Source organism: Marinobacter sp. B-12, assembly GCF_056857915.1.
The window spans coordinates 1-20,774 of record NZ_JBSXOB010000023.1; the positions used below are offsets into that span (position 1 = coordinate 1).

Annotated in this window: 20 protein-coding genes; 9 read left to right on the forward strand and 11 right to left on the reverse strand. The window is 57.1% G+C overall.

Annotation, left to right across the window (positions count from 1 at the left end; all coding sequences use genetic code 11):
* Window positions 1–341: 341 nt before the first annotated feature.
* A complete protein-coding gene (gene tyrS / locus AC13D2_RS01715; RefSeq protein WP_292047858.1) occupies window positions 342–1,544 on the reverse strand; it encodes a tyrosine--tRNA ligase in 1,203 nt (400 codons plus the stop codon).
* 306 nt (window positions 1,545–1,850) lie between these two features.
* Between tyrS and AC13D2_RS01720 the strand changes: the two genes are divergently transcribed.
* Together AC13D2_RS01720 and AC13D2_RS01725 are read left to right on the forward strand one after the other, a co-directional pair.
* Window positions 1,851–3,272, forward strand: a complete 1,422-nt coding sequence (locus AC13D2_RS01720) for a peptidoglycan DD-metalloendopeptidase family protein (RefSeq protein ID WP_300497508.1) — start codon at window positions 1,851–1,853, stop codon at window positions 3,270–3,272.
* A 5-nt stretch (window positions 3,273–3,277) separates the two neighbouring features.
* Window positions 3,278–4,375 (forward strand): anhydro-N-acetylmuramic acid kinase, encoded by a 1,098-nt coding sequence (locus AC13D2_RS01725; protein ID WP_482938133.1) that lies wholly within the window; start codon window positions 3,278–3,280, stop codon window positions 4,373–4,375.
* A gap of 9 nt (window positions 4,376–4,384) precedes the next feature.
* Here the strand turns inward: AC13D2_RS01725 and erpA are convergent, their stop codons facing one another.
* From erpA to argC, 4 genes are all read right to left on the reverse strand, one after another.
* Complete coding sequence (gene erpA, locus AC13D2_RS01730; protein WP_292047854.1) at window positions 4,385–4,738, reverse strand: iron-sulfur cluster insertion protein ErpA; 354 nt, start codon at window positions 4,736–4,738, stop codon at window positions 4,385–4,387.
* Window positions 4,739–4,799: 61 nt separating this feature from the next.
* Window positions 4,800–5,276: a bactofilin family protein gene (locus tag AC13D2_RS01735; protein WP_292047853.1), complete on the reverse strand. Its 477-nt coding sequence runs from the start codon at window positions 5,274–5,276 to the stop codon at window positions 4,800–4,802.
* A gap of 1 nt (window position 5,277) precedes the next feature.
* A complete protein-coding gene (locus tag AC13D2_RS01740) occupies window positions 5,278–6,018 on the reverse strand; it encodes a DUF6776 family protein (RefSeq protein ID WP_292047850.1) in 741 nt (246 codons plus the stop codon).
* Window positions 6,019–6,027: 9 nt separating this feature from the next.
* Window positions 6,028–7,065, reverse strand: coding sequence for an N-acetyl-gamma-glutamyl-phosphate reductase (gene argC, locus AC13D2_RS01745; RefSeq protein WP_292047849.1), 1,038 nt, complete (start codon window positions 7,063–7,065; stop codon window positions 6,028–6,030).
* A 133-nt stretch (window positions 7,066–7,198) separates the two neighbouring features.
* Between argC and AC13D2_RS01750 the strand changes: the two genes are divergently transcribed.
* From AC13D2_RS01750 to AC13D2_RS01775, 6 genes are all read left to right on the forward strand, one after another.
* Window positions 7,199–8,977, forward strand: coding sequence for a chloride channel protein (locus AC13D2_RS01750; RefSeq protein ID WP_300497519.1), 1,779 nt, complete (start codon window positions 7,199–7,201; stop codon window positions 8,975–8,977).
* A gap of 3 nt (window positions 8,978–8,980) precedes the next feature.
* The gene (hemJ, locus tag AC13D2_RS01755; RefSeq protein WP_482938134.1) at window positions 8,981–9,403 is read left to right on the forward strand and encodes a protoporphyrinogen oxidase HemJ; all 423 of its coding nucleotides are present in this window, start codon (window positions 8,981–8,983) and stop codon (window positions 9,401–9,403) included.
* 44 nt (window positions 9,404–9,447) lie between these two features.
* Window positions 9,448–10,203 (forward strand): bifunctional hydroxymethylpyrimidine kinase/phosphomethylpyrimidine kinase, encoded by a 756-nt coding sequence (thiD, locus tag AC13D2_RS01760; RefSeq protein ID WP_367187228.1) that lies wholly within the window; start codon window positions 9,448–9,450, stop codon window positions 10,201–10,203.
* Window positions 10,191–10,904 carry a thiamine phosphate synthase gene (gene thiE / locus AC13D2_RS01765; RefSeq protein ID WP_300497525.1) on the forward strand — a complete coding sequence of 238 codons (714 nt, stop codon included), beginning with the start codon at window positions 10,191–10,193 and terminating at the stop codon, window positions 10,902–10,904. Before thiD ends, thiE begins: the two co-directional genes overlap by 13 nt.
* Before the next feature lie 3 nt (window positions 10,905–10,907).
* The gene (gene hemL / locus AC13D2_RS01770) at window positions 10,908–12,188 is read left to right on the forward strand and encodes a glutamate-1-semialdehyde 2,1-aminomutase (protein WP_482938135.1); all 1,281 of its coding nucleotides are present in this window, start codon (window positions 10,908–10,910) and stop codon (window positions 12,186–12,188) included.
* A 331-nt stretch (window positions 12,189–12,519) separates the two neighbouring features.
* The gene (locus tag AC13D2_RS01775) at window positions 12,520–13,440 is read left to right on the forward strand and encodes a lipase family alpha/beta hydrolase (RefSeq protein WP_421910203.1); all 921 of its coding nucleotides are present in this window, start codon (window positions 12,520–12,522) and stop codon (window positions 13,438–13,440) included.
* 45 nt (window positions 13,441–13,485) lie between these two features.
* Here the strand turns inward: AC13D2_RS01775 and AC13D2_RS01780 are convergent, their stop codons facing one another.
* The 4 genes from AC13D2_RS01780 to AC13D2_RS01795 form a co-directional block, all read right to left on the reverse strand.
* On the reverse strand, window positions 13,486–14,799 hold the full coding sequence (locus AC13D2_RS01780; RefSeq protein ID WP_292047839.1) for a tetratricopeptide repeat protein: 1,314 nt from the start codon (window positions 14,797–14,799) through the stop codon (window positions 13,486–13,488).
* Between the two features lie 154 nt (window positions 14,800–14,953).
* Window positions 14,954–15,238, reverse strand: coding sequence for a hypothetical protein (locus tag AC13D2_RS01785; RefSeq protein ID WP_300497532.1), 285 nt, complete (start codon window positions 15,236–15,238; stop codon window positions 14,954–14,956).
* 98 nt (window positions 15,239–15,336) lie between these two features.
* The gene (locus tag AC13D2_RS01790) at window positions 15,337–16,077 is read right to left on the reverse strand and encodes an anti-sigma factor family protein (RefSeq protein WP_421910200.1); all 741 of its coding nucleotides are present in this window, start codon (window positions 16,075–16,077) and stop codon (window positions 15,337–15,339) included.
* A gap of 4 nt (window positions 16,078–16,081) precedes the next feature.
* Complete coding sequence (locus tag AC13D2_RS01795) at window positions 16,082–16,618, reverse strand: RNA polymerase sigma factor (protein ID WP_421910199.1); 537 nt, start codon at window positions 16,616–16,618, stop codon at window positions 16,082–16,084.
* 280 nt (window positions 16,619–16,898) lie between these two features.
* Here AC13D2_RS01795 and AC13D2_RS01800 point away from each other — a divergent pair, with 280 nt between their 5' ends.
* On the forward strand, window positions 16,899–17,807 hold the full coding sequence (locus AC13D2_RS01800) for a DUF4382 domain-containing protein (protein ID WP_482938136.1): 909 nt from the start codon (window positions 16,899–16,901) through the stop codon (window positions 17,805–17,807).
* Window positions 17,808–17,861: 54 nt separating this feature from the next.
* Here the strand turns inward: AC13D2_RS01800 and AC13D2_RS01805 are convergent, their stop codons facing one another.
* Window positions 17,862–18,437 (reverse strand): hypothetical protein, encoded by a 576-nt coding sequence (locus AC13D2_RS01805; RefSeq protein ID WP_292047829.1) that lies wholly within the window; start codon window positions 18,435–18,437, stop codon window positions 17,862–17,864.
* Window positions 18,434–20,758 carry a penicillin-binding protein 1B gene (gene mrcB, locus AC13D2_RS01810; protein ID WP_292047826.1) on the reverse strand — a complete coding sequence of 775 codons (2,325 nt, stop codon included), beginning with the start codon at window positions 20,756–20,758 and terminating at the stop codon, window positions 18,434–18,436. The genes AC13D2_RS01805 and mrcB overlap by 4 nt, the downstream gene beginning before the upstream one ends.
* Window positions 20,759–20,774 lie beyond the last annotated feature (16 nt).

The following is a 20,774-nucleotide window of genomic DNA, read 5'->3' on the forward strand; positions in this document are numbered from 1 at the left end:
CTATTCTTGCTCAAGACAAAACTCAATTTCGACGAGTCACTGTCCTGATATTTCGTATCCGAAATACCTCGGCCAGCGCCCACACGAATTACTTGGTTAACTTTTTAAAGAGCGTTCGGGGCTTGCCCGATCAAGGTGGCGCATTCTACATCGAATCGCTGCCTTGTCAACCGCTTTCTGAAGAATTTTTAAACTCGAAATCTTCAATCAATTCAAACGGTTGTCTTTCAATTTCTGGCCCGCCTCAGTGGCGTACCCCTCGAAAGAGATGCGTATTCTACAGAGCTCAGTCGGACTGTCAACGCGGTTTTCAATATTTTCTCAAAAACCTTACTTATCGATCAATCCGTGATCACTACACGGGCAATCTTCTTCTTACCCGCCTGTACAACGCAGTCGTCGCCCAGATTAAAGAAACGATCCCCCTCGTGCTTCTCGCCATCAATAAAGACAGCACCACGCCCAAGTACATCTCTGGCAGCGGCCCCATTCTTCACCAACCCTGCCAGACGAAGCACTGTAGCGACAGGCAACTGCTCCTGCCCGGCGAGGGAAACCTCGATAGTCGGCACGTTCTCGGGTATTTCACCCAGACCCACCCGGTTACCAGCGGATTTGTGGGCCGTCGCTGCAGCGTCTGCGTCATGGAAGCGCGTGATAATTTCTTCCGCCAACAGCTTTTTGTAGTCCTGGGGATTTGCACCTTCGGAAACCGCGGCGCGAAATTCACCCACTTCCGCCAACGGCCGAAAACTCAGCAGCTCGAAATAACGCCACAGTAGATCATCCGGCATGGACAGCAACTTGGTGTACATTTCACCCGGCGAATCATTAACGCCCACATAATTGCCCAGTGACTTTGACATCTTCTGGACACCATCCAGCCCTTCCAGCAAAGGCATGGTCAATACAGCCTGCGGCTTCTGGCCATAGTGCTTCTGGAGAATACGCCCCATCAACAAATTGAACTTTTGGTCCGTTCCACCCAGTTCCACATCCGCCTCGAGGGCGACCGAGTCGTACCCCTGAACCAGTGGATACAGGAACTCATGGATGGCGATGGGCTGCTCGGCACGGTAGCGCTTGGTAAAATCATCGCGCTCGAGCATACGGGCAACCGTATATTGCCCCGCCAGACGAATCATGTCAGCCGCAGAGAGCTTGCTCATCCAGTCAGAGTTAAACACCACTCGCGTCTTTTCCTGATCCAGGATCTTGAACACCTGCTCTTTATAGGTAATGGCGTTGGCGGCAACCTGCGCCTCGGTCAGAGGCGGACGAGTTGCACTCTTACCAGTGGGGTCACCAATCATTCCGGTGAAATCTCCAATAAGGAAGATCACCTCATGTCCCAGATCCTGGAACTGTCGCAGTTTGTTGATCAGAACCGTATGGCCTAAGTGGAGATCAGGGGCCGTGGGATCGAATCCGGCTTTTATCCTGAGAGGGCGCCCCTCTCGGAGCTTCTCAATCAACCCTTCCTCGGGGATCAACTCATCCATGCCGCGCTTGATTACGGCCAGTGCCTCATCAATAGATGCCATGTACCACACATCCTCAATTCTGATCATTTGGGCCGGACGACAGTTACAGAGATCTACAAAAGAAATCTGTGCGTTACCAGCACCCTTGTTAAAGTGTACCTGCTCAGTTTTCGAACAAAGCCGCGTATTTAAGGCCCGGCATTATAACAATCCCGGCCTCAAAAATCCGGCCCGCATGCCGGTAACGGTAATGTTTGATGCTGTCCTGAGCGCATTTTATACGGTAATCTGTTGGACTATACTTGAACAACAGCTTTAATTAGGTAGTACAACCTGCCGGAATACCGATTAAAACGGATGCGACACGTGCTGAAAATGTTTCCAAAAACCCATATCACCATTGCTGCGGCGACCAGTGTTGTCATCGCAGCCGCTATTCTGATGAGCCCCAGCGCCGATGTAGAAGCCAACAGAATGGCTTATTCGTTGGATCTCGACGAAGGCACCGTCAAGGAGTCAGGCACGCCATCTCCGCGCCCGAGCAAGCAGCCCGCCGCCGACAAGATGTCTGAAGACAAGGCAACGGCAGCATCTGAACTGGCATCCATCAGCAATGAGACTCAGCTACCCGGGGCACTGGACACCGCTGCAGCCATGGCTGAGGTCAGCGAGCCGGAGTTGCAATGGCAGGAATACAAGATCAAGTCCGGCGACACACTTTCATCCCTGTTCGGCAAAGCCGGCTTTAACGACGGTATTATGCTGTCTGTGATCCATGGCTCTGGCGAAGCCGATAAACTTCAGCGGCTCTACGCTGGCGAAACCATCGCTTTTGCAACCGATGATGCCGGCGAACTCGCAGCCATCGACCTTCAGCGCAATCTCCTGGAAACCCTTCACGTTGAGAAGACCGAGGAAGGTTTTACCGGCGAAACCGTGGTCCGCGAGCCCGACGTTAAGCCAGCATTTGCCTCAGGCGTTATTGACGGCTCCCTCTATGTGGCCGCGCGCGAAGCTGGCATGAGTGACAGACTGGCCATGGAAATGGCCGGCATCTTCGGGTGGAACATCGACTTCGTATACGATGTCCGCAAGGGTGACCGGTTCGAAGTGGTGTATGAGGAACTGTATCTGGACGGTGAGAAGTTCGATACCGGCAACATCCTGTCTGCCCGTTTTATCAATCAGGGCAAGGAGGTCATTGCCCTGCAATACACCGACAGTAACGGCGATACCGACTATTACAGCCCGGATGGCAGCAGCATGCGCAAGGCGTTCCTGCGCACACCTATCAATGCCCGCGTCTCGTCTTCCTTTAACCTCCAACGCCGTCACCCGGTGCTGGATGTCGTTCGCCCGCACGAGGGCACTGACTACGCCGCGCCTCCAGGTACTCCCATAAAAGCAGCAGGGCACGGCAGGGTACAGTTTGCCGGCTGGAAAGGCGGCTACGGCCGCACGGTCATTCTCAAGCACGGCGACAACATTACAACCCTTTATGCCCACATGAGCCGCCTCGGCAAAGGCATCAAGAATGGGACCAAAGTCAAGCAGGGCGACACCATTGGCCATGTCGGCTCTTCCGGCATGGTCACCGGCCCCCACCTGCACTATGAATTCCGGATCAACGGCTCCCCGAGAAACTCGCGGAAGGTTAAGCTCCCTGATGCGAAACCAGTGCCCAAGTCAGAAATGGCCCGCTTCAAGGGATTTGCCGAGCAGCAAGTTGCCAAGTTCGAGCTGTTCCGCCAGAACTACCAGCATCTAGCCCTGGCCGCTGACGAGTGAACTGAATGAAAGCGTGGATTGGACTGATGTCTGGCACCAGCATGGACAGCATTGACGCCATACTGGTGTCGTTCAGCGGCCAAACAATCCTGGTGCATGCCACCCACACCACCACCTACCCAGACGACATACGCCGAAGGCTGTATAATCTCAGCCAGAACCGGGGAACGCCGGACGACGTCGGCGAGCTTGATCACGCCGTCGGCTCACTGTTTGCCCTCGCAGCGAAGACCGTGATCGACAAATCCGGCTTTCCGGCCTCGTCCATTAATGCCATAGGCAGCCACGGCCAGACCCTGCGACACCACCCTGATAGTTCGGCACCTTTCTCCCTGCAGATTGGCGACCCCACCGTTATCACTGAGCGAACGGGCATCACGACGGTGGCAGACTTCAGACGACGGGATCTGGCGGCAGGCGGCGAAGGCGCTCCACTGGTGCCGGCATTTCATAAAGCCTTCTTTAGTTGTGCAGGCGAGAGCCGGTGCATCCTGAATCTTGGTGGCATCGCCAATATCACCCACCTTCCAGCGGACACCAATGAGCCAATCACCGGTTTTGATACAGGCCCCGCGAATGCGTTGATGGATGCGTGGTGCATGGATCAGACAGGCCGCGCGTTTGATGAAGACGGTGCATGGGCAGAGGAAGGTGAAATCAATCAGGCGCTGCTAAGCGACCTGCTTTCGGATGCCTACTTTTCACGCCAGCCACCCAAGAGCACCGGCACCGAAAAGTTCAATCTTGAGTGGATCAAGACTCAGTTACGCCGCCACCCGGATCTCTCCGGCGCCGACGTACAACGCACCCTTCTCGAGCTAACGGCCGTGTCTGTCGCGCAGCAGTTGCCACAATCACCGGGAACGACGATATTTGCGTGTGGAGGCGGCGCTAAAAACAGGATTCTGATGCGGGCGCTGCAGCGAACCTGCAGCCCGGCCCGCCTTGCATCAACAGATGACCTTGGCCTGGACCCACAGTGGGTAGAACCAGCCGCATTTGCCTGGCTAGCCAGCCAGACTCTCTCCGGCAAGCCCGGAAATGTTCCGGAAGTGACCGGAGCAGAAGGAAAAAGAATACTGGGAGCGGTGTACTACGCCTGAACATTCGCGTCAGATCGAGAAAGAGCTACCACAGCCACACGTAGAACTGGCATTGGGGTTCTGCACGACAAATTGCGACCCCTGCAACCCTTCCTGATAATCCACGGTTGCCCCGATCAGATACTGGTAACTCATGGGATCCACAAGCAACATCACGCCATCCCTTTCGATGACAGTGTCTTCCTCATCCTGCGCCTCATCAAATGAGAAACCATACTGGAAACCGGAACAGCCGCCACCGGTGACAAACACGCGAAGCTTGAGGTCGGAGTTACCCTCCTCGTCCACCAGCTCCCGTACTTTGGATACCGCGCTGTCACTGAAAAACAGCGGTGTGATTGCTTGTTGCTGAACTACACTCAAGTCCGCCTCCGGTTACAGAAAGATCTGGTCTGATTATCATATTCCTGACTAAAACAATCAACTATTCCTTGCCGGACACTCCCATCGACTCTTTCTCCTCCGGTTTTTCTTCCGAGACAGCGTCTCCAATAGCGTCCGGCTGTTTGTCCCTGCTCAACAAACCTACAGGCTCGTTCTGATGAACCAGGCTTCCGTTGACAGACGCGCCCATGGCCATCTCGATCAGATTGTAGTAGACGTTGCCATGGATGGAGGCTTTTTCGGCCAGTTCAAGGTGCGTCGATGCGTACACATCGCCATGAACCGTACCGTTTACGATTACATGGGGGGCAACAATGTCACCCTCCACGGAGCCCACTTCAGACAACCGCAACACCGCATCACCGCCTTCTTCGGCAACCACCCGGCCGCGAATAGTGCCATCAACATGCAGCCCACCGGAGAAATGCACATCCCCCTTAACCGTCGTGCGGGATGAGACCAGCGTATCGAAGTGCCCCGCGGGCCGCCTTGGTTTCTGTTTCTTTTTGCCAAGCATTTCAGTTCTCCGTTAATTCATCCCAATCAAAAGTTCGTTCGGCCTGGGACGATTTCCTGCCTTCAGCACGGGCGACCACCTGCAACTCTACTGGCTTGAAACCGTCCGGCACTCGCAAAAGCCCCTCTACATCCTGAAAATACCGGAAGCGGAACTTGACTCCCAAATCGTCGATATCATCAGACAAATCCCGTAGCGCGATCACTTCTTTGTCTCCGTTTCGCATGCCGATGACGTTCACCGCGACCACGCCCGATATATAACTCTTGTTGTCACCAATCTGGGTGAGCACCAACTTGAAACCGTAGGTGTCGTCCTCGCGCCCCTGCTGCATCGCGAACCGATCAACCTGCAGCCCTTTACTGGTTTCCGAAGGCGCCATGATGTTTTTATAGAAAGTCAGGTCCGCTTTCAGTGACGCGATCCGGGTTTCCAGATCAACGATGCTCCTTCTCGCCTGGTTAAGCGCTTGTGCATCTATGGTTCGCCCCCGCTCCAGGTTGACCAGTTGCTGGCTGGCCTCGCGGTTTTGTTCTCGAAGGTCCTCAACCTGCTCTTCCAACAGGTCGCGGGACTCCTCGGCGGTTGAAAAACGGAACCCACCCTGTGCCATACCGGTCACATACCCCAGCACCGCAGCAAGGATGGAAAACGTCAGCAATATCAAGCTGCGGCGAAGTCGGTAACCCGGGCGATGCCGGATAACGACGTATTCTTCAGCGGGTTTTCTGTGTTCGCTCACCGGTCAGGCCTATGGTAGCAGCGCGGGCGCTTCCAGCCCGAGGGTTTCCTTGAGGTCAAACATGATGTTCATGTTCTGGACCGCCTGCCCTGCCGCACCTTTCACCAGGTTATCAATGACCGATGAAACGATCACAATGTTGCTCTGCTCCTGCCGGTGAAGGGCCATACGACAGTTGTTGGCACCACGAACACTGCGGGTTTCCGGATGGCTGCCAAAAGGCATCACGTCCACGAAAGGCTCATCCCGGAAGCGGTCTTCAAACAGCGACTGGAGGCGGTCAAAGTCAGCGGGGTTCCGGAGCTCCGCGTAGAGAGTCGCCTCGATTCCCCGGACCATCGGAATCAGGTGCGGCACGAAGGTAACACCAACATCAACACCCGCCGCCTGCGACAAACCCTGGCGAATTTCCGGGAGATGACGGTGGCCGGATGCTCCGTAGGCCTTGAAGCTCTCACCCACCTCACCGTGCAGCATGCCGATCTTGCCCTGACGCCCCGCACCACTGGCACCTGACTTGGCATCCGCGATCAGTCGCGACGGATCGACCAGTCCGCTCTCCAGCAACGGCAGAAAACCCAACTGGACAGCTGTGGGATAACAGCCAGGATTAGCCACAAGTTGTGCTGCGCGGATCTTGTCCCGCACCACTTCCGGCAGGCCATAAACCGCTTTCTCCGCCCACTCGGCGCTTTCGTGGGGCATACCGTACCATTCGGCCCAGACATCAAGGTCCCGAAGGCGGAAGTCCGCCGACAAATCCACAACACGGGTTCCCGCAGTCATCAGTTCCGGCATCATGCGCATGGCCACACCGTGAGGCGTAGCGAAAAAGACTAAATCACAGGCTGCCAGCGTCTTTACGTCCGGCTCGGAAAAGGCAAGGTCGTAGTGGCCGCGAAGGTTCGGATACATATCGGCGACCGGCATGCCGGCCTCCGAGCGCGATGTAATGCAACTCACCATCACATCCGGATGGACCGCAAGAATCCTCAGGAGCTCAACACCGGTATAACCGGTTCCACCTACAATGCCTACTTTTATCACCTGTTTCTCCAGCTGAAATCGAGTTCATAAAACACGCATAGTCTAACATGATAAACCAATGACTTATTGCAGCCCGACCGGCGCTGGTTACAATATCGTCAAGAAACCACTCGTCCCTGGAAAACCGGCGGTCATGCGCAAACTGAGAAAAAAGATCACTGAAAATCTGATCCCGGTTTTCCGACGCCGGCTGTCCGGTGTCGACGCCTTGCCGCAACTGGCTGTGCTCGGATTGCTATCGGGCCTGTTTACCGGCGGTGTGATTCTGGTGTTTCGCCTGGCCATTGAATGGCCGCTTGAGTACTTCCTGCCTGGCGACGGTTCTGAGTCGTTTGAAGAGTTGGACATTCTTACCCGCGCCATCCTGCCATTGGCGGGTGCCGTTGCGCTAGGCCTGCTGATGCACAACCTGGCAACCCACGACCGCAAGGTGGGCATCGTGCACGTTATGGAACGCCTGAACTACCATCAGGGCTATATTTCCGTTCGCAGCGCGCTTGTCCAGTTCGTCACCGGTGTCGGCACCGTCGTTACCGGCCAATCCGCCGGTCGGGAAGGCCCCGCCGTGCATCTTGGCGCTGCTATCTCCAGCCTGATGGGGCAATGGATGCGGCTACCCAACAACAGCATCCGGACCCTGGTCGCCTGCGGCTGCGCCGCCGCCATTTCCGCGTCTTTCAACACCCCCATCTCAGGCGTTATTTTCGCGATGGAAGTGGTGATGATGGAATACACCATCGCCGGTTTTACCCCCATCATCCTGGCATCCGTTACCGCAGCGGTGGTCACCCAGGCCGCGTATGGCTCAGAGCCAGCGTTCAGTGTACCGCCGCTGACCATGAACTCCCTGCTGGAAATCCCCTGGATCATTGCCATTGCGATCATTATCGGAGTGGCGGCGGCGGCCTTTATACAACTGATCGACACCACCGGGCGACACCACCACCGTCCGGTATTACTGCGGCTCACTATCGCTGGACTTCTTATGGTGCCGTTTGCCATTGTTGTGCCGGAAGTGATGGGTATCGGATACGACACTGTGCAGTTCACTATCGACAACCAACTGCCCTTCTGGTTACTGCTGGGCGCCGGAATAGCCAAGCTGTTGATCACCTCGGTCACCCTCGGCCTTGGCATGCCTAGCGGCGTGATTGGCCCCACCCTGTTCATGGGAGCCACACTGGGGGGCGCCATGGGATTAATCGGCGCCCAGATATTGCCGGATATGGCATCGTCCGTGGGCTTTTACGCCATGCTGGGCATGGGCGCCATGATGGGGGCCGTGCTGCAGGCGCCACTGGCCGCACTCATGGCACTGATGGAACTCACAAGGAATCCCCACATCATTCTGCCGGGCATGCTGATCATTACCACCTCGAGCCTGGTCACCAGCGAGGCTTTTGGCAAGAAGTCTTTGTTTCTGACCATACTCAAGAGCCAGGGCCTGAGCTACCAGAACTCACCGGTTATCCAGGCTTTACGACGCGTGTCCGTAGGCGCCATCATGGACAGGAGCATCCTTCGCACCGAACGTTTCCTGTCGCGCGAAGAAGCCAGGAAAATCCTCAAATCCGAACCAAAATGGCTAGTGGTGGAGGGAAGCAACGGCCCCACTGGCCTGCTGCCGGCAGTGGATCTGGCCCGCTACATGGAAGATACCAAAGCGCCAGCAACGGACAGCGAAGAAGACACAACACCAGAGCAGATTGACCTGATGGACATTCCCGCCAATCGCCGGGACATCGCACCAGTGCAGTATCAGGCAACCCTGGAAGAAGCACTGAACGAGTTTGACCAGACCAACGTAGAGGCCCTCTACGTACAGCGGCATGTTGCCCCGATGATCCAACGCGTCTACGGCGTTGTGCTGAAATCGGATATCGAGAGCTACTACCAATACCGACGGAGTTGATAAATGCTGTGGGTCAAAGCCCTGCATATTGTGTCCATGGTGTGCTGGTTCGCCGGCCTTTTCTACCTGCCAAGACTGTTCGTCTATCACGCCGCCTGTGAGGACGAACCTGGCCGCCAGCGCTTCAAGATCATGGAGCGCAAGCTCTATCGCGGAATCACCACGCCGTCGATGGCGGCAACGGTTGTTTTTGGTCTCTGGCTCATCGGTTACAATGTCGAGGGTTACATGAGCCAAGGCTGGATTCACGCCAAACTGTTGTTGGTTGTCCTGCTGATCGGCTACCACTTCTACTGCGGACATCTGGTGAAGGTGTTCCGCGATGACCAGAACACCCGGAGCCACGTGTTCTACCGCTGGTTTAACGAGATACCCGTTCTGGCACTGGTCGCCGTTGTCATTCTCGCTGTCGTCAAACCCTTCTGAGGAGCCAGACTATCAACCTTCACAGCCGTCCACACGTTCTGATTATTTCTGGCTTGGACCCCTCTGGCGGTGCCGGCATCCAGGCCGATATCCAGGCGGTGACCGCCCTGGGCTGTCACCCACTGCCAGTGTTGTCCTGCCTGACCGTGCAAGACACCCGTAACGTATACAACGCCACCGCAACGGATCCGGACATCGTCCGCCAACAACTGGAATGCCTGGCCGGAGACACCCCCATTCATGCCATTAAAACCGGTGCCCTCGGCAACGCCGATGTGGTGGATGTGCTGGTGGACTTTCTCGCCAACCACCCTGACATCCCGCTGATTACCGATCCGGTGATCAAGGCCGCCGGCGGCGGCGACCTCGCCGACGAAACACTGATTGCACGTATGAAGGCGCGTCTGTTCCGACACGCCGAGATGATTACGCCAAACAGCATCGAATTGGCTCTGCTGGGCGAGGACGAAGACCCGACGCAAGCCGCCCGCAACCTGCTAGACGCTGGTTGCCAGTCAGTACTGGCCACGGGGGGGCATGGCGAAGGCGAGGACATCATCAACACCCTCTACCACCAGACCGAAGAACCTTCCCGTTTTTACATTGAGCGGGTTGGTGGTGAATATCACGGCACCGGGTGCACCCTGGCGGCTTCGATCGCCGCTGGCAGGGCATCAGGCCTCTCTGCCGGGGCAGCGATTGACCAGGCGCAGAACTACGTCCTCCGTGCGATCCGGCATGCACTGCGAGTCGGCAAAGGGCAACCAGTACCCGACCGGGGCATTCCATGGCAGAGCTAACGCCTTCCGGCACCTTCAGTGCCCAGGCCATCGCCAAGGGCCTGAAGCCAGGCCTCTACGCCATTACCGACAGCCAGCTATTACCGGAAGACCGGCTGTTGGTCGCGGTTGAAGCGGCCCTTCGAGGCGGGGCTGTGTTGGTACAATACCGTGAAAAAAAAGCGCCAGAGCCGGAACGACTGAAACAGGCGCAGGACCTGGCAGCCCTCTGTCACAACGCCCGGGTGCCCCTGATCATCAACGATGACCCAGAGCTGGCCCGACGCTGCGGAGCCGCCGGCGTGCACTTGGGCCAGTCCGATGGCTCCCTGGCCCAGGCCAGACGGCAGCTTGGTGACCATGCCATTATCGGTGCGACCTGCCATGCCGACCTGGCACTGGCGTCCCGTGCGGATGCGGACGGCGCCGACTACCTGGCCTTCGGCCGCTTCTTTAACTCAACCACGAAGCCTGACGCGCCCGTTGCCGATCCCTCAGTTCTGGCCAAGTCACGGCAGTTTGGCAAACCCCTAACCGCCATTGGGGGCATTACCACAGACAACGGCGAAGGCCTGATCCGCGCCGGGGCCGACCTGCTGGCCGTAGTCGGTGGCCTGTTTGATGGTGACGCTGCCGCCATTGAAGAGCGCGCACGCCGATTTAGCCGGCTGTTTGCGCAACATCACCCACTTTTTTCATCGTCCGTACCTGAGGAGTCCTGAACCATGACCCAGTCCGAAACCCTGTTCGAACAGGCTCAGAAATACATCCCGGGAGGCGTCAACTCTCCGGTCCGGGCCTTTCGGGGAGTCGGCGGTACCCCGCTGTTTTTCAAGCACGCCGAAGGCGCCTACCTGTACGACGAAGACGATCGCCGCTACATCGATTACATCGGCTCCTGGGGGCCTATGATCCTTGGCCACGGCAACCAGATCATCAAGGATGCGCTCCATGCTCAGGTCGATCAGGGCATCGGTTACGGGGCACCGACGGCAATCGAAACCGAAATGGCCAAGAAGGTCTGCGAACTGGTCCCTTCCATTGATCTGGTGCGCATGGTTAATTCCGGCACCGAGGCCACTATGAGCACGGTTCGGCTCGCCCGCGGCTATACCGGCCGAGACAAGATCGTGAAATTCGAAGGCTGCTATCACGGCCACGTGGATTCCCTACTGGTGAAAGCCGGCTCCGGCGCACTGACCCTGGGCGTCCCCAACTCACCGGGCATTCCCGCCAGCCTCGCGGAACATACGTTGACCCTGGCGTTCAACGATATTGAAAGCGTTCGGGAAACCTTCGCGAAAATGGGCGATGAGATCGCGGCCATCATCGTTGAGCCAGTGGCGGGCAACATGAACTGCATACCGCCTGTACCCGGTTTCCTTGAAGCCTTGCGGGAGGTATGCGACGAGCACGGCACGGTATTGATTTTCGATGAGGTCATGACCGGCTTCCGCGTCTCTCTCGGTGGCGCTCAGGGCCTCTACGGTGTCACACCGGACCTGACTGCTCTGGGCAAAGTGATTGGCGGCGGCCTGCCCGTTGGCGCGTTCGGCGGCAAACGGGAAATCATGGAACACATTTCGCCACTGGGGCCGGTTTACCAGGCCGGTACTCTGAGTGGCAACCCGCTGGCCATGTGTGCCGGGCTGGCTACATTGAACGCCATTTCAGAGCCGGGATTCCATGACCGGTTGACGGAAAAAACCAACGCCGTTCGCGATGGGTTGAAGGAGGCTGCGGACAGCACCGGCGTCCCATTGGCAGTGCAAAGTGCTGGCGCCATGTTCGGATTCTTCTTTACCGACTCCCCCAGAATCACCCGCTTCGACCAGGTCATGGCCTGCGACGTCGAGCGGTTCAAGAAGTTCTTCCAGGGGATGCTCAAGGAAGGTGTGTACCTGGCACCTTCAGCCTTTGAGGCCGGCTTTACCAGTGCCGCCCTGAGCGATGACGACATCCGACAGACAACGGAAGCGGCACGCCGTGTCATGAAAACGCTCTGAACACTGCCGATTGACCCCTGCCCCCGAAACCCTGCCAGTCACAAGGGCATGTCTTTCGGGGCCACAGGGGTGACCCGTATCACACTTCTGACCGCCCAAACCGCCCCGGCCCCTCCTGCCGTTGACATCGCTCACCCCATAATCAAATTATGGTCAGATCTCAGACAAGAGATGCACTGACTGCGACCATCTAACAATCACAAGACAGAAGTCAGCGCACGGACGCCACGCATTACTGCCTTGGACTGCCCGAACATGCAGTAGTCGGCACAACCTGTTAGGTCGAGCCGCAGTTTGACAACAAATACAACAGCAAACTGTAGGTGCAACAATGAAACAATGGATCAAGGTATTCGCCATGCTGGTGGCACTGGCATGGTCGGCGCCATCAATGGCCTGGTGGTGGAATTCCACGCCCTCCAACTACACCGACACCCGCTATCCGGTGGTGTTGGTTCACGGTATGTTCGGATTCGATTCAATTGTAGGCGTGGACTACTGGTATGGCATTGCCGAAGACCTGCGCAAGTACGGCGCCGATGTCTACACCACCCAGGTACCCGCTCTGGACAGCACCATCGCCAGGGGTGAGGCACTGCTGCCACAGATCGCCTCAATCGCAGCGGTGCATGGCAAGGTAAACCTGATTGGCCACAGCCATGGCGGGCCCACCGCTCGATACGTAGCACGGGTAAGACCGGACCTGGTAGCCTCGGTAACCTCTGTGGGCTCCCCCCATAAAGGCTCACCGGTTGCAGACCTGATCCACGGATCTCCGGCGGACGGTCTTGCGGCATCACTCGGCAACGCACTGGGCAGCCTGATCGACCTGCTCTCCGGCGGCGGCTACAACCAGGACCTTCAGTCCAGCCTCTACTCACTGACCACCGAAGGCAGTGCTGAGTTCAACAACTTCGCCCCCGCCGGCGTTCCTGCCAGTGCCTGTGGTGAAGGTGCCTATTCCAGCAACGGTGTGCGCTTTTATTCATGGGGTGGCACTGGCGTACTGACCAACGTGCTGGACCCATCCGACGCGCTTTTGGGCACCACCAGCCTGGCGTTTACCTTCAGCCCCAACGATGGTTTGGTGGGTCGCTGCAGCAGCCACTTCGGCAAAGTGATTCGTGACAATTATTTCATGAACCACCTGGATGAGGTAAATCAGGCCCTTGGTCTGCATAGCCTGTTCGAGACGGATCCAAAGACCGTCTTCCGGCAGCAGGCCAACCGCCTGAGAAACGCCGGGCTTTAAATAGCTCCATACGTCATGGCAGGAAACGGATGTCCCGCCATGGTTTCAGAATACCGTCTCAAACCCGAGCATCACTTCCCGACGGCTGTAGTCATAACGTTCAATGCTACTGCGGTTGTCCAGCATGCTCCATTCCGCCAGCATCATCCATTCACCGGCCAGTCGGTATTCCGCCAGCAGAGAACCGCGCAACCGGTTATCCGTGCGCCGCTCTGAGACCAGCGCCCCGTTCGATACGAACCTCTGGTCATCCTTGTAGCGGGAGTAGCGAACATCCGCCTTGCCGCCTAACGAAAATCGGCGCGACACATAGTGACGGACTTCCGCCGACACGAGGTTGCGTATGGGAGATACACTGAAGAACTCCTGCTGTGTGGAGAGATCCTTTCGATGGTTATCTTCCAGTTGATAATGACCGCTCAGAACCCAGCTTCCCAACGCTTTATCAGCGCTGGCACGGAACTGCAGCATCTCACCATCGTAGGCGCTGTAATCGCTACCACCTTCAATCTTGGAAACCGAACCACTTACGCTGCATTCAACACCAGACACCACCGGAGCCAAAACGCACCGATCGGGACGATAGAGCATCTCGACTCGAGCCTCGCGTTCAAGGGGATCACCTCCAAACCAGGAAGCCGACAGGCTCAGGGTTGACGTGAGCTCTCCGCCTGCCAGTTCTTTCGGCAACGACGCACCGGTGCTGAGATAAGTGTTGTCGAAGGCTGAGTTCCCGGGGTACCGGCGAGTAAAGGCAACCCCGTGCACACTAAGTTCCTTCATTCCAAGCTGAACACTTCCTGCCGCAAGAGCATCCGCAAAGCCACCTTCCTTATCACTGGAAACGTCATCCGGGGTTCCGGCAATATTATCGTCGTATCCGCCAGCGACGGCGAGATAGCCACTACCATGTTGCTGATCCGATGGAGATTCCGCGGTGACATCAGCCAGCTGGTGACGAGCCAACGTTTGGACTTCTTCAGGTGAATCCTTGCTGGCAGCGCGCTCAAACCACTGGCGGGCGTCGCCCACCTTACCCATCTTCTGCTTTACCAGCCCGAGATTGTAGTAAGCCAGAGGCGCATGAGGCGTTTCCAACAACGTCAGGAATACCATTTCGGCCGACTCGAGATCGCCGAGACGGAAATAAACAACGCCGAGATTGTAGAGTAGGGATGGAGAGTTGGAGCCAGACGCCCTTGCTCGCTCGAAAAAAATCCGGGCCTCTTCCAGGTTTCCTTGCCGAAAGGCCTCCACCCCGGCATCGAAATCCGGCTTATTGATGACCTCCATGGCTATCGCCGCAGGCGTCGAGGTCATCAGGGCAATAAACAGAATGGCTGATCGTGGGAACCCCAAGCTTTACTCCGGAAATACGCTGTGGTGGCGCCCCTCAAAACAGACGCGTTAAATGAGGGCACGACAAAAACCGGAGTATAGCAACTGACGAAGTGCTTCGTCGCAGAAGGAAAATTACGATGCGGTATAGTTAACAAGTAGTTAGTGAGGGAAGCTAGGGCCGGTCGGGGCGATTGGAGACATCTGGCAGACCAGGCAGCTCAGGGCGCCCCTTTCGCCCATTGTCATTACGGACCTCCCGAGCCCGCTCTGACGCTGCGTTGGCGGCTTCCCGCCCTCTTTCGCGTGCATCCCGGGCATCACGAGCCTTATCCGCGGAATTAACGGACTTATCAACGCCACGATCTTTCGACGGTCGACCAAGTGATACCGGTTCACGCAGGTTAATCTCACGCACGACAGACTCTGTAAGGTCTTCGTCGTCCGTAACCATTCTCATGGTCACATCAAGATCATCACTCGCAAAAACCGTTGACGGTCCCACCAAAAACAGACTGAGACCGACGAGAAAAACAGTTCTCTGCCAGATTCCCGACATCATGACGAGGGCTCCGGATGTCCATTTATTGATGGGCCATTGAGACTAGCCCGGAACGTTTTGGTTCTTTGGCCATCGTCAAGATGAGCGACCAGTTCACCCTCACCAGAGAACAGTATGTTTAATGGCAGGTTTACCACGTTTTCGCCTTTATCCAGATCAACTCTCCAGCTCAACTTTTGGTGCCCGGGATAATCCGAAACCTCTACATGAGGCGGTAACTCCACTGTCAAAGTAACACCCTGCAGCGCTTCCCTGGAGCGAAACGCAAGCCGAACATTCCGGGCAACAGGCTCCACGCCCGAGTGTTCATCCGTGTTTTCATCAACAACGGTTGCTCGATGATCGGTTACTGAATCGGTTTCAATCTGTACCAACTCATCCGCCGGCTCCTGGCCTGAACGCCAGCCAAAACCAAGTGCAATTCCCAGGACCAGGGCCGCCGCAATGGCACCACCCGCCCATGGGGCACTCCAACCGTAGTCCGCGAGGCGTTTGCGGGACCGGTGCTCTCTTCCGATGGCGACATCCAGAACCTGTTTCTCAAAACCCGGCGACGGGGGAGGTATCTCCTGGCTTTCACACATCGCGGTGACGATTGCCAATTCGTTGTGTGCGGCAACAGAGCAGCCCTCACACTCGGCAAGGTGCTGCTCAAGGCGGTTAGCCTGAGCAGCCGACAACTCGGCCTTGGCCCAGGACCCCAGATTGTTTTTGCACTCGTCACATATCATTGCCATCACCTCATTCTTTCACACGCTCGGCCTGCGGAAAAAGTTCCGGACGCTCAAGTAACTTTTCCCGCAGGGCGGCCCGACAACGATGGACTCTCGACTTCACCGTACCAACTGGTATCTCAAGCACCTGAGCGATATCTTCCTGGCTCCAGCCATCTACATCGTGCAGCAGCATCAAAGTGCGCTGATCCGGCGACAGAGCCTGAATAATCTCATCCATAACGGGCTTCAAGCGTTCGGAACTGATCTGTTCACTGAGATCGGGAATATCCGCGGCGTATGAGTCTAAAAAGGAGGACTGCTGTTCCGGCTCTGCTACATCGCTAACAGGCCTGTCGGCGCGACGTCCTTTGCGCCGAACCTGATCGATAAAGTGCCGGTACAACACGCGATTCAACCATGGCCTCAACTGCTCCACTGACTCCAGCTCCGAGAGACGGGGATACAGCTTCACGACCACATCCTGCACCAAATCCTCTGCGTCATGTTGCTGCCCGGCCAAACGATACGCAAACCGGTACATAGCCTCCAAATGCGGCTGCACCAGTTTCTCAAATCGCTTGGCCCGTGAAGGGTTAAAGGAAAGTAAAGCCAAAACCGGTACTCGTCTGATTAATCGCGCAAAAAAAGAGGGCGCAGTTTACAACACAATCTGCACCTAAGTATTGGCCCAAAACCAAACCATCGATCAAAGTCGAATCAGCCGTCTCACAGGCAAAGGTTAACAGCCCCCAAGGAACGGCTGACGACAATTCAGCGTTATGCACCTGCGGCCACCCAACATTTCTTCAGCCGGCCAGCGTCTTTCCTTAAGGAGGTTTGCAATGAATCAGTCTCTCAAATACCTGACAATACTTGGCGTTACCGGGGCACTGACTGCCTGCGGCGGTGACAGCGGCAGCAGCAGTCTTAGCAGAGGGGAGACCGGCAGCGTAAGCGTCGGGCTGACCGATGCACCTGTAGACAGTGCCCAGGAGGTACACATTGAGGTTGCCGCGCTGGTACTTCAACCTCCAGACGGCGAACGTCGCAGGTTTGAGCTGGAATTCCCCGAACCCATCAATCTTCTTGATTTACAGGGAGGCTCATTTGAAAGCCTCATTACTGATGAAGAAGTTCCGGCTGGCAACTACAACTGGATGCGAATCGAACTCGGCGACGACAACACCGTCCTTCTTGATGACGGAAGCGCTCACATCCTTACCACTCCATCGGCAAGAGGCGTGCAGACATCAGGGTTTACCGTTCCTGCCGGAGGTGAAGTTAGCTTTACCATCGACTTCGATGTTCGCAAGTCACTGGTTAACCCTGTCGGGCAGGACAGCTATCGCCTCAAGCCGGTACTCAGGCTTGTCGACAACTCTGAGGTCGGCACTATCGAGGGAACGATAGCTGGCGAACTGATCACTCAGGAATGTGGTGACGCAATGACTCCTGAATTTGCAGGCAACGTCTACGTTCATGAAGGTGCAGATGCCGTGCCTGACGACATTGGCAGCGAAAACGAACCACTGGTTGTTGCGCCGGTCGACGAAAACGGAACCTATACCTACACCGCCGCTTTCATTCCAGCTGGCGAGTACACCGTGAGCTATACCTGCGGGGATGACCTGATCGAGAATGATCAGGGAGAACCATCAGACGACGACATCAACTTCAACGGCGCTCAAAATGTCATCGTTGTTGCTAGCGAGACGTCTACCGCTGATTTTGAACTCCAGACACAGCCGTAGTTCTCGATAGATCGCCGGGCAGTTCAAAGACCGCCCGGCTCCAGCTACCTCAAATCACAAGGCCGACGCACGTGCCTCTGCCTGATCCGCCCCAGCCACATTACCCCTGGCACGCCGGATATCCGCCAGCAACAGCCACCCCGCACGCTGCAGCGATGCGTCACTGCCCGCCAAAGACAACCCTTTCAGAGTGAACTGCTCCGCCGAACCCAGCTGATCCAGTGCCACGTAGGCTTGCGAGAGTTTGAAGTACACCTGCGCCGAGCGTGGAGCAATCCGTTGCGCCCGCTCCAGTTGCGCCACGGCGGCCTGGGTCTCGCCGGACGCCATCAGGCTGTCCGCCCGCTGAATAAGGCTTCGTGCTGCCGGTGACAGAGCGTCCCCCTCATCCTGGTAGCTGGGGGCCGTGCGCTCTGGCTGCCGCACCGGTTGATCAGGCTGCTCGCTTTTACGTTCAACCCGCGGTTCGTCACGCGGCTCACTCGTTTGTGGCGGCTGGGGCGCCTCGTCAGGGGATGACTGACCACCGGCTGGCACATAAATGGATCCACCACCCGGGCCAGAGGCACAACCGGCCACCGCCAGCGACAGGGCCAATAAACCAGCGCATTTAAACGTGTTCGATGTCATTGGAAGAGTCCTTCAAACCAGCCCCGTATCCGCCGCTCGATATTACCTCCGCAGGAAACCTCCACATCAGGCTCACTGCCGGTGATGAACGGTACGAGGCGTGCATTATCACAATGTTCTTCTGTCAGGGCGACTTCGTCGGGATTGACCCAGAGGTACTCTACGCCATCCGGTACCACCGGCGAGAAGCCATGCTGCGGTACCTGGCTCATAAACCGGGACCATACCGGTAGCGCGCCGGTGGCGCCCGTCAGAGACGTTGGGCCGTTGTCGTCCCGGCCAACCCAGGTCACCGCCAGCAGGTCGCCGCTGAACCCGGCAAACCAGGAATCGCGGCCATCATCGGTGGTTCCGGTCTTCCCTGCAAGCGAGAGTTCCCTCGGCACGGTGCGATACGCGGAACGCCCGGTGCCTTCCTGCATGGTTTCCTGCATAACGTACTGGACAAGATGTACCGCAGCGGGATCAGCGACCTGGTCCACTTTCAGGCTATAGCGCGACAGGGCCTCGCCTTGCGCATCGGTAACCTGCCGGATGGTTCTCAGGGGCGTATTGAAACCGGAGGTAGCCAGGCCCTGATAGATCTGGGCGACCGTCACCGGCGTCATGGAGACTGAGCCCAGTAACATTGAGGGATACTCCGAAATACCGCCGGGAACGCCAAACCCCTGCAAGGTAGACTTCACAGCACCGATACCCACATCCAGCCCTACACGCACAGTAGGCAGGTTATACGAATGGGAGAGTGCCTTGTGCAAGGGCACCTCGCCGCGCTGTTCCTTATCGTAGTTTTCCGGCTCCCAGCGGCGGCCGTCGTCGAACACCAGGGAGAAGCCCTTGTCCTCGACCGGCGTGATCAGGGTATACCGATCCGGGTTCTGTAACGCCGTCAGGTAAACGAATGGCTTGACCAGAGAGCCGATAGGACGGCTAGCATCCACGGCACGATTGAAACCGGCATATTTCGGGTCACGTCCACCAACCAGGGCCAATACCTCTCCACTGTCCCGCGAAGTCACCACCATGGCAGATTCCAGCGTGGTATCGGAGCTCCCTTCCATTCGCCCGAGCATATCCTTGACGGCAAATTCGGCCGCATACTGGATCGCGGGGTTCAGGGTGGTGAAGATGCGAAGCCCCTCACTCTGCAGATCTTCCTGCTTGTAGTCCCGGGCCAGGTGACGACGAACCAGATCGATGTAGGCCGGGTACCGGTTTTCAGAGTACGAAGCCTGGTTCGTAACACCCAGCGGCTGGGCACGAGCCCTGGCGGCGTCCTGTTCGCTGATGAGATCAGTTTCGGCCATCACATCGATGACCAGATTGCGACGGGACAGGGCACGCTCCGGATGGCGCCGGGGATTATAGTAGCTCGGCCCTTTCACCAGTCCGACCAACAAGGCAATCTGATGGGTTTGAAGATCACGAATCGACTCGCCGAAATAGAACTGGCTGGCCAGCCCGAACCCGTGGATGGCTCGTGTGCCTGCCTGCCCCACGTAAACCTCGTTGACGTAGGTTTCCAGTATGTCGTTCTTTTCGTAATGGAGTTCCAGCAACAGCGACATCAAGGCTTCGTTGCCCTTGCGCAACAAGGTCTGATCCCGGGTCAGAAAGAAGTTCTTCACCAACTGCTGGGTCAGCGTGCTGCCCCCCTGCACGATCTGCCCGGCCCGGATATTGGCCAGCATTGCCCTGCCAATCGATAGCGGGGCGACCCCGACATGGTCATGGAAATTGCGGTCCTCAACGGCCAACAACGTGTCGGTGAAAAGGTCAGGCACATCCGCCAGCTGCACCAACACCCGATCTTCCTTGTGGGCGGGATAGATACCGCCAATCTGGGCCGGTTCCAGGCGCACAATCGGCGAAGGGTCGCCCGACAGTACCCGGAAATCCTGCACCTGGTCGCTGTATATGTTGAGCGACAGGCGTCTACGAGGTTCCAGCCCATCAGTAAACAGAAAGCCCCGCGTGCTGATAATGAAGTGACCGCCATTGCGGCGATAGGTACCTGCCTGGCTGCCATCCCCGGCACGGTAGCCGGACAGCTCAAGCTCCCGCTGTAGCGCGCCTGAGCTGACGCTCGCGCCGTCATACAGCTCCAGTGGTCTCGCATAGACTCGTGAAGGCACTTCAAATCGACGGCCTTCAAAGCGGGAGGTGACCACCGCATCCAGGTAGACCATCCAACCGGCGAGCAGCACCACGCCGATAAAAAAGACGCGCAAAAACAGGCGCCAGAACCAGGGCCGGCGGGCAGACTTTCCCTTGCGGGTGTTTTTCTTGGGCGATTTCCGGGGGGAAGCAGATTTTTTCATGGCGGGATTATAACGA

Excerpts from the sequence above, each read along its gene's own strand:
- tyrS (WP_292047858.1), bottom strand. The coding sequence starts at position 1,544 with ATGGCATCTATTGATGAGGCACTGGCCGTAATCAAGCGCGGCATGGAT.
- AC13D2_RS01725 (WP_482938133.1), top strand. The coding sequence starts at position 3,278 with ATGAAAGCGTGGATTGGACTGATGTCTGGCACCAGCATGGACAGCATT.
- AC13D2_RS01735 (WP_292047853.1), bottom strand. The coding sequence starts at position 5,276 with ATGCTTGGCAAAAAGAAACAGAAACCAAGGCGGCCCGCGGGGCACTTC.
- AC13D2_RS01750 (WP_300497519.1), top strand. The coding sequence starts at position 7,199 with ATGCGCAAACTGAGAAAAAAGATCACTGAAAATCTGATCCCGGTTTTC.
- hemJ (WP_482938134.1), top strand. The coding sequence starts at position 8,981 with ATGCTGTGGGTCAAAGCCCTGCATATTGTGTCCATGGTGTGCTGGTTC.
- thiE (WP_300497525.1), top strand. The coding sequence starts at position 10,191 with ATGGCAGAGCTAACGCCTTCCGGCACCTTCAGTGCCCAGGCCATCGCC.
- hemL (WP_482938135.1), top strand. The coding sequence starts at position 10,908 with ATGACCCAGTCCGAAACCCTGTTCGAACAGGCTCAGAAATACATCCCG.
- AC13D2_RS01775 (WP_421910203.1), top strand. The coding sequence starts at position 12,520 with ATGAAACAATGGATCAAGGTATTCGCCATGCTGGTGGCACTGGCATGG.
- AC13D2_RS01785 (WP_300497532.1), bottom strand. The coding sequence starts at position 15,238 with ATGAGAATGGTTACGGACGACGAAGACCTTACAGAGTCTGTCGTGCGT.
- AC13D2_RS01790 (WP_421910200.1), bottom strand. The coding sequence starts at position 16,077 with ATGGCAATGATATGTGACGAGTGCAAAAACAATCTGGGGTCCTGGGCC.
- AC13D2_RS01800 (WP_482938136.1), top strand. The coding sequence starts at position 16,899 with ATGAATCAGTCTCTCAAATACCTGACAATACTTGGCGTTACCGGGGCA.
- AC13D2_RS01805 (WP_292047829.1), bottom strand. The coding sequence starts at position 18,437 with ATGACATCGAACACGTTTAAATGCGCTGGTTTATTGGCCCTGTCGCTG.
- mrcB (WP_292047826.1), bottom strand. The coding sequence starts at position 20,758 with ATGAAAAAATCTGCTTCCCCCCGGAAATCGCCCAAGAAAAACACCCGC.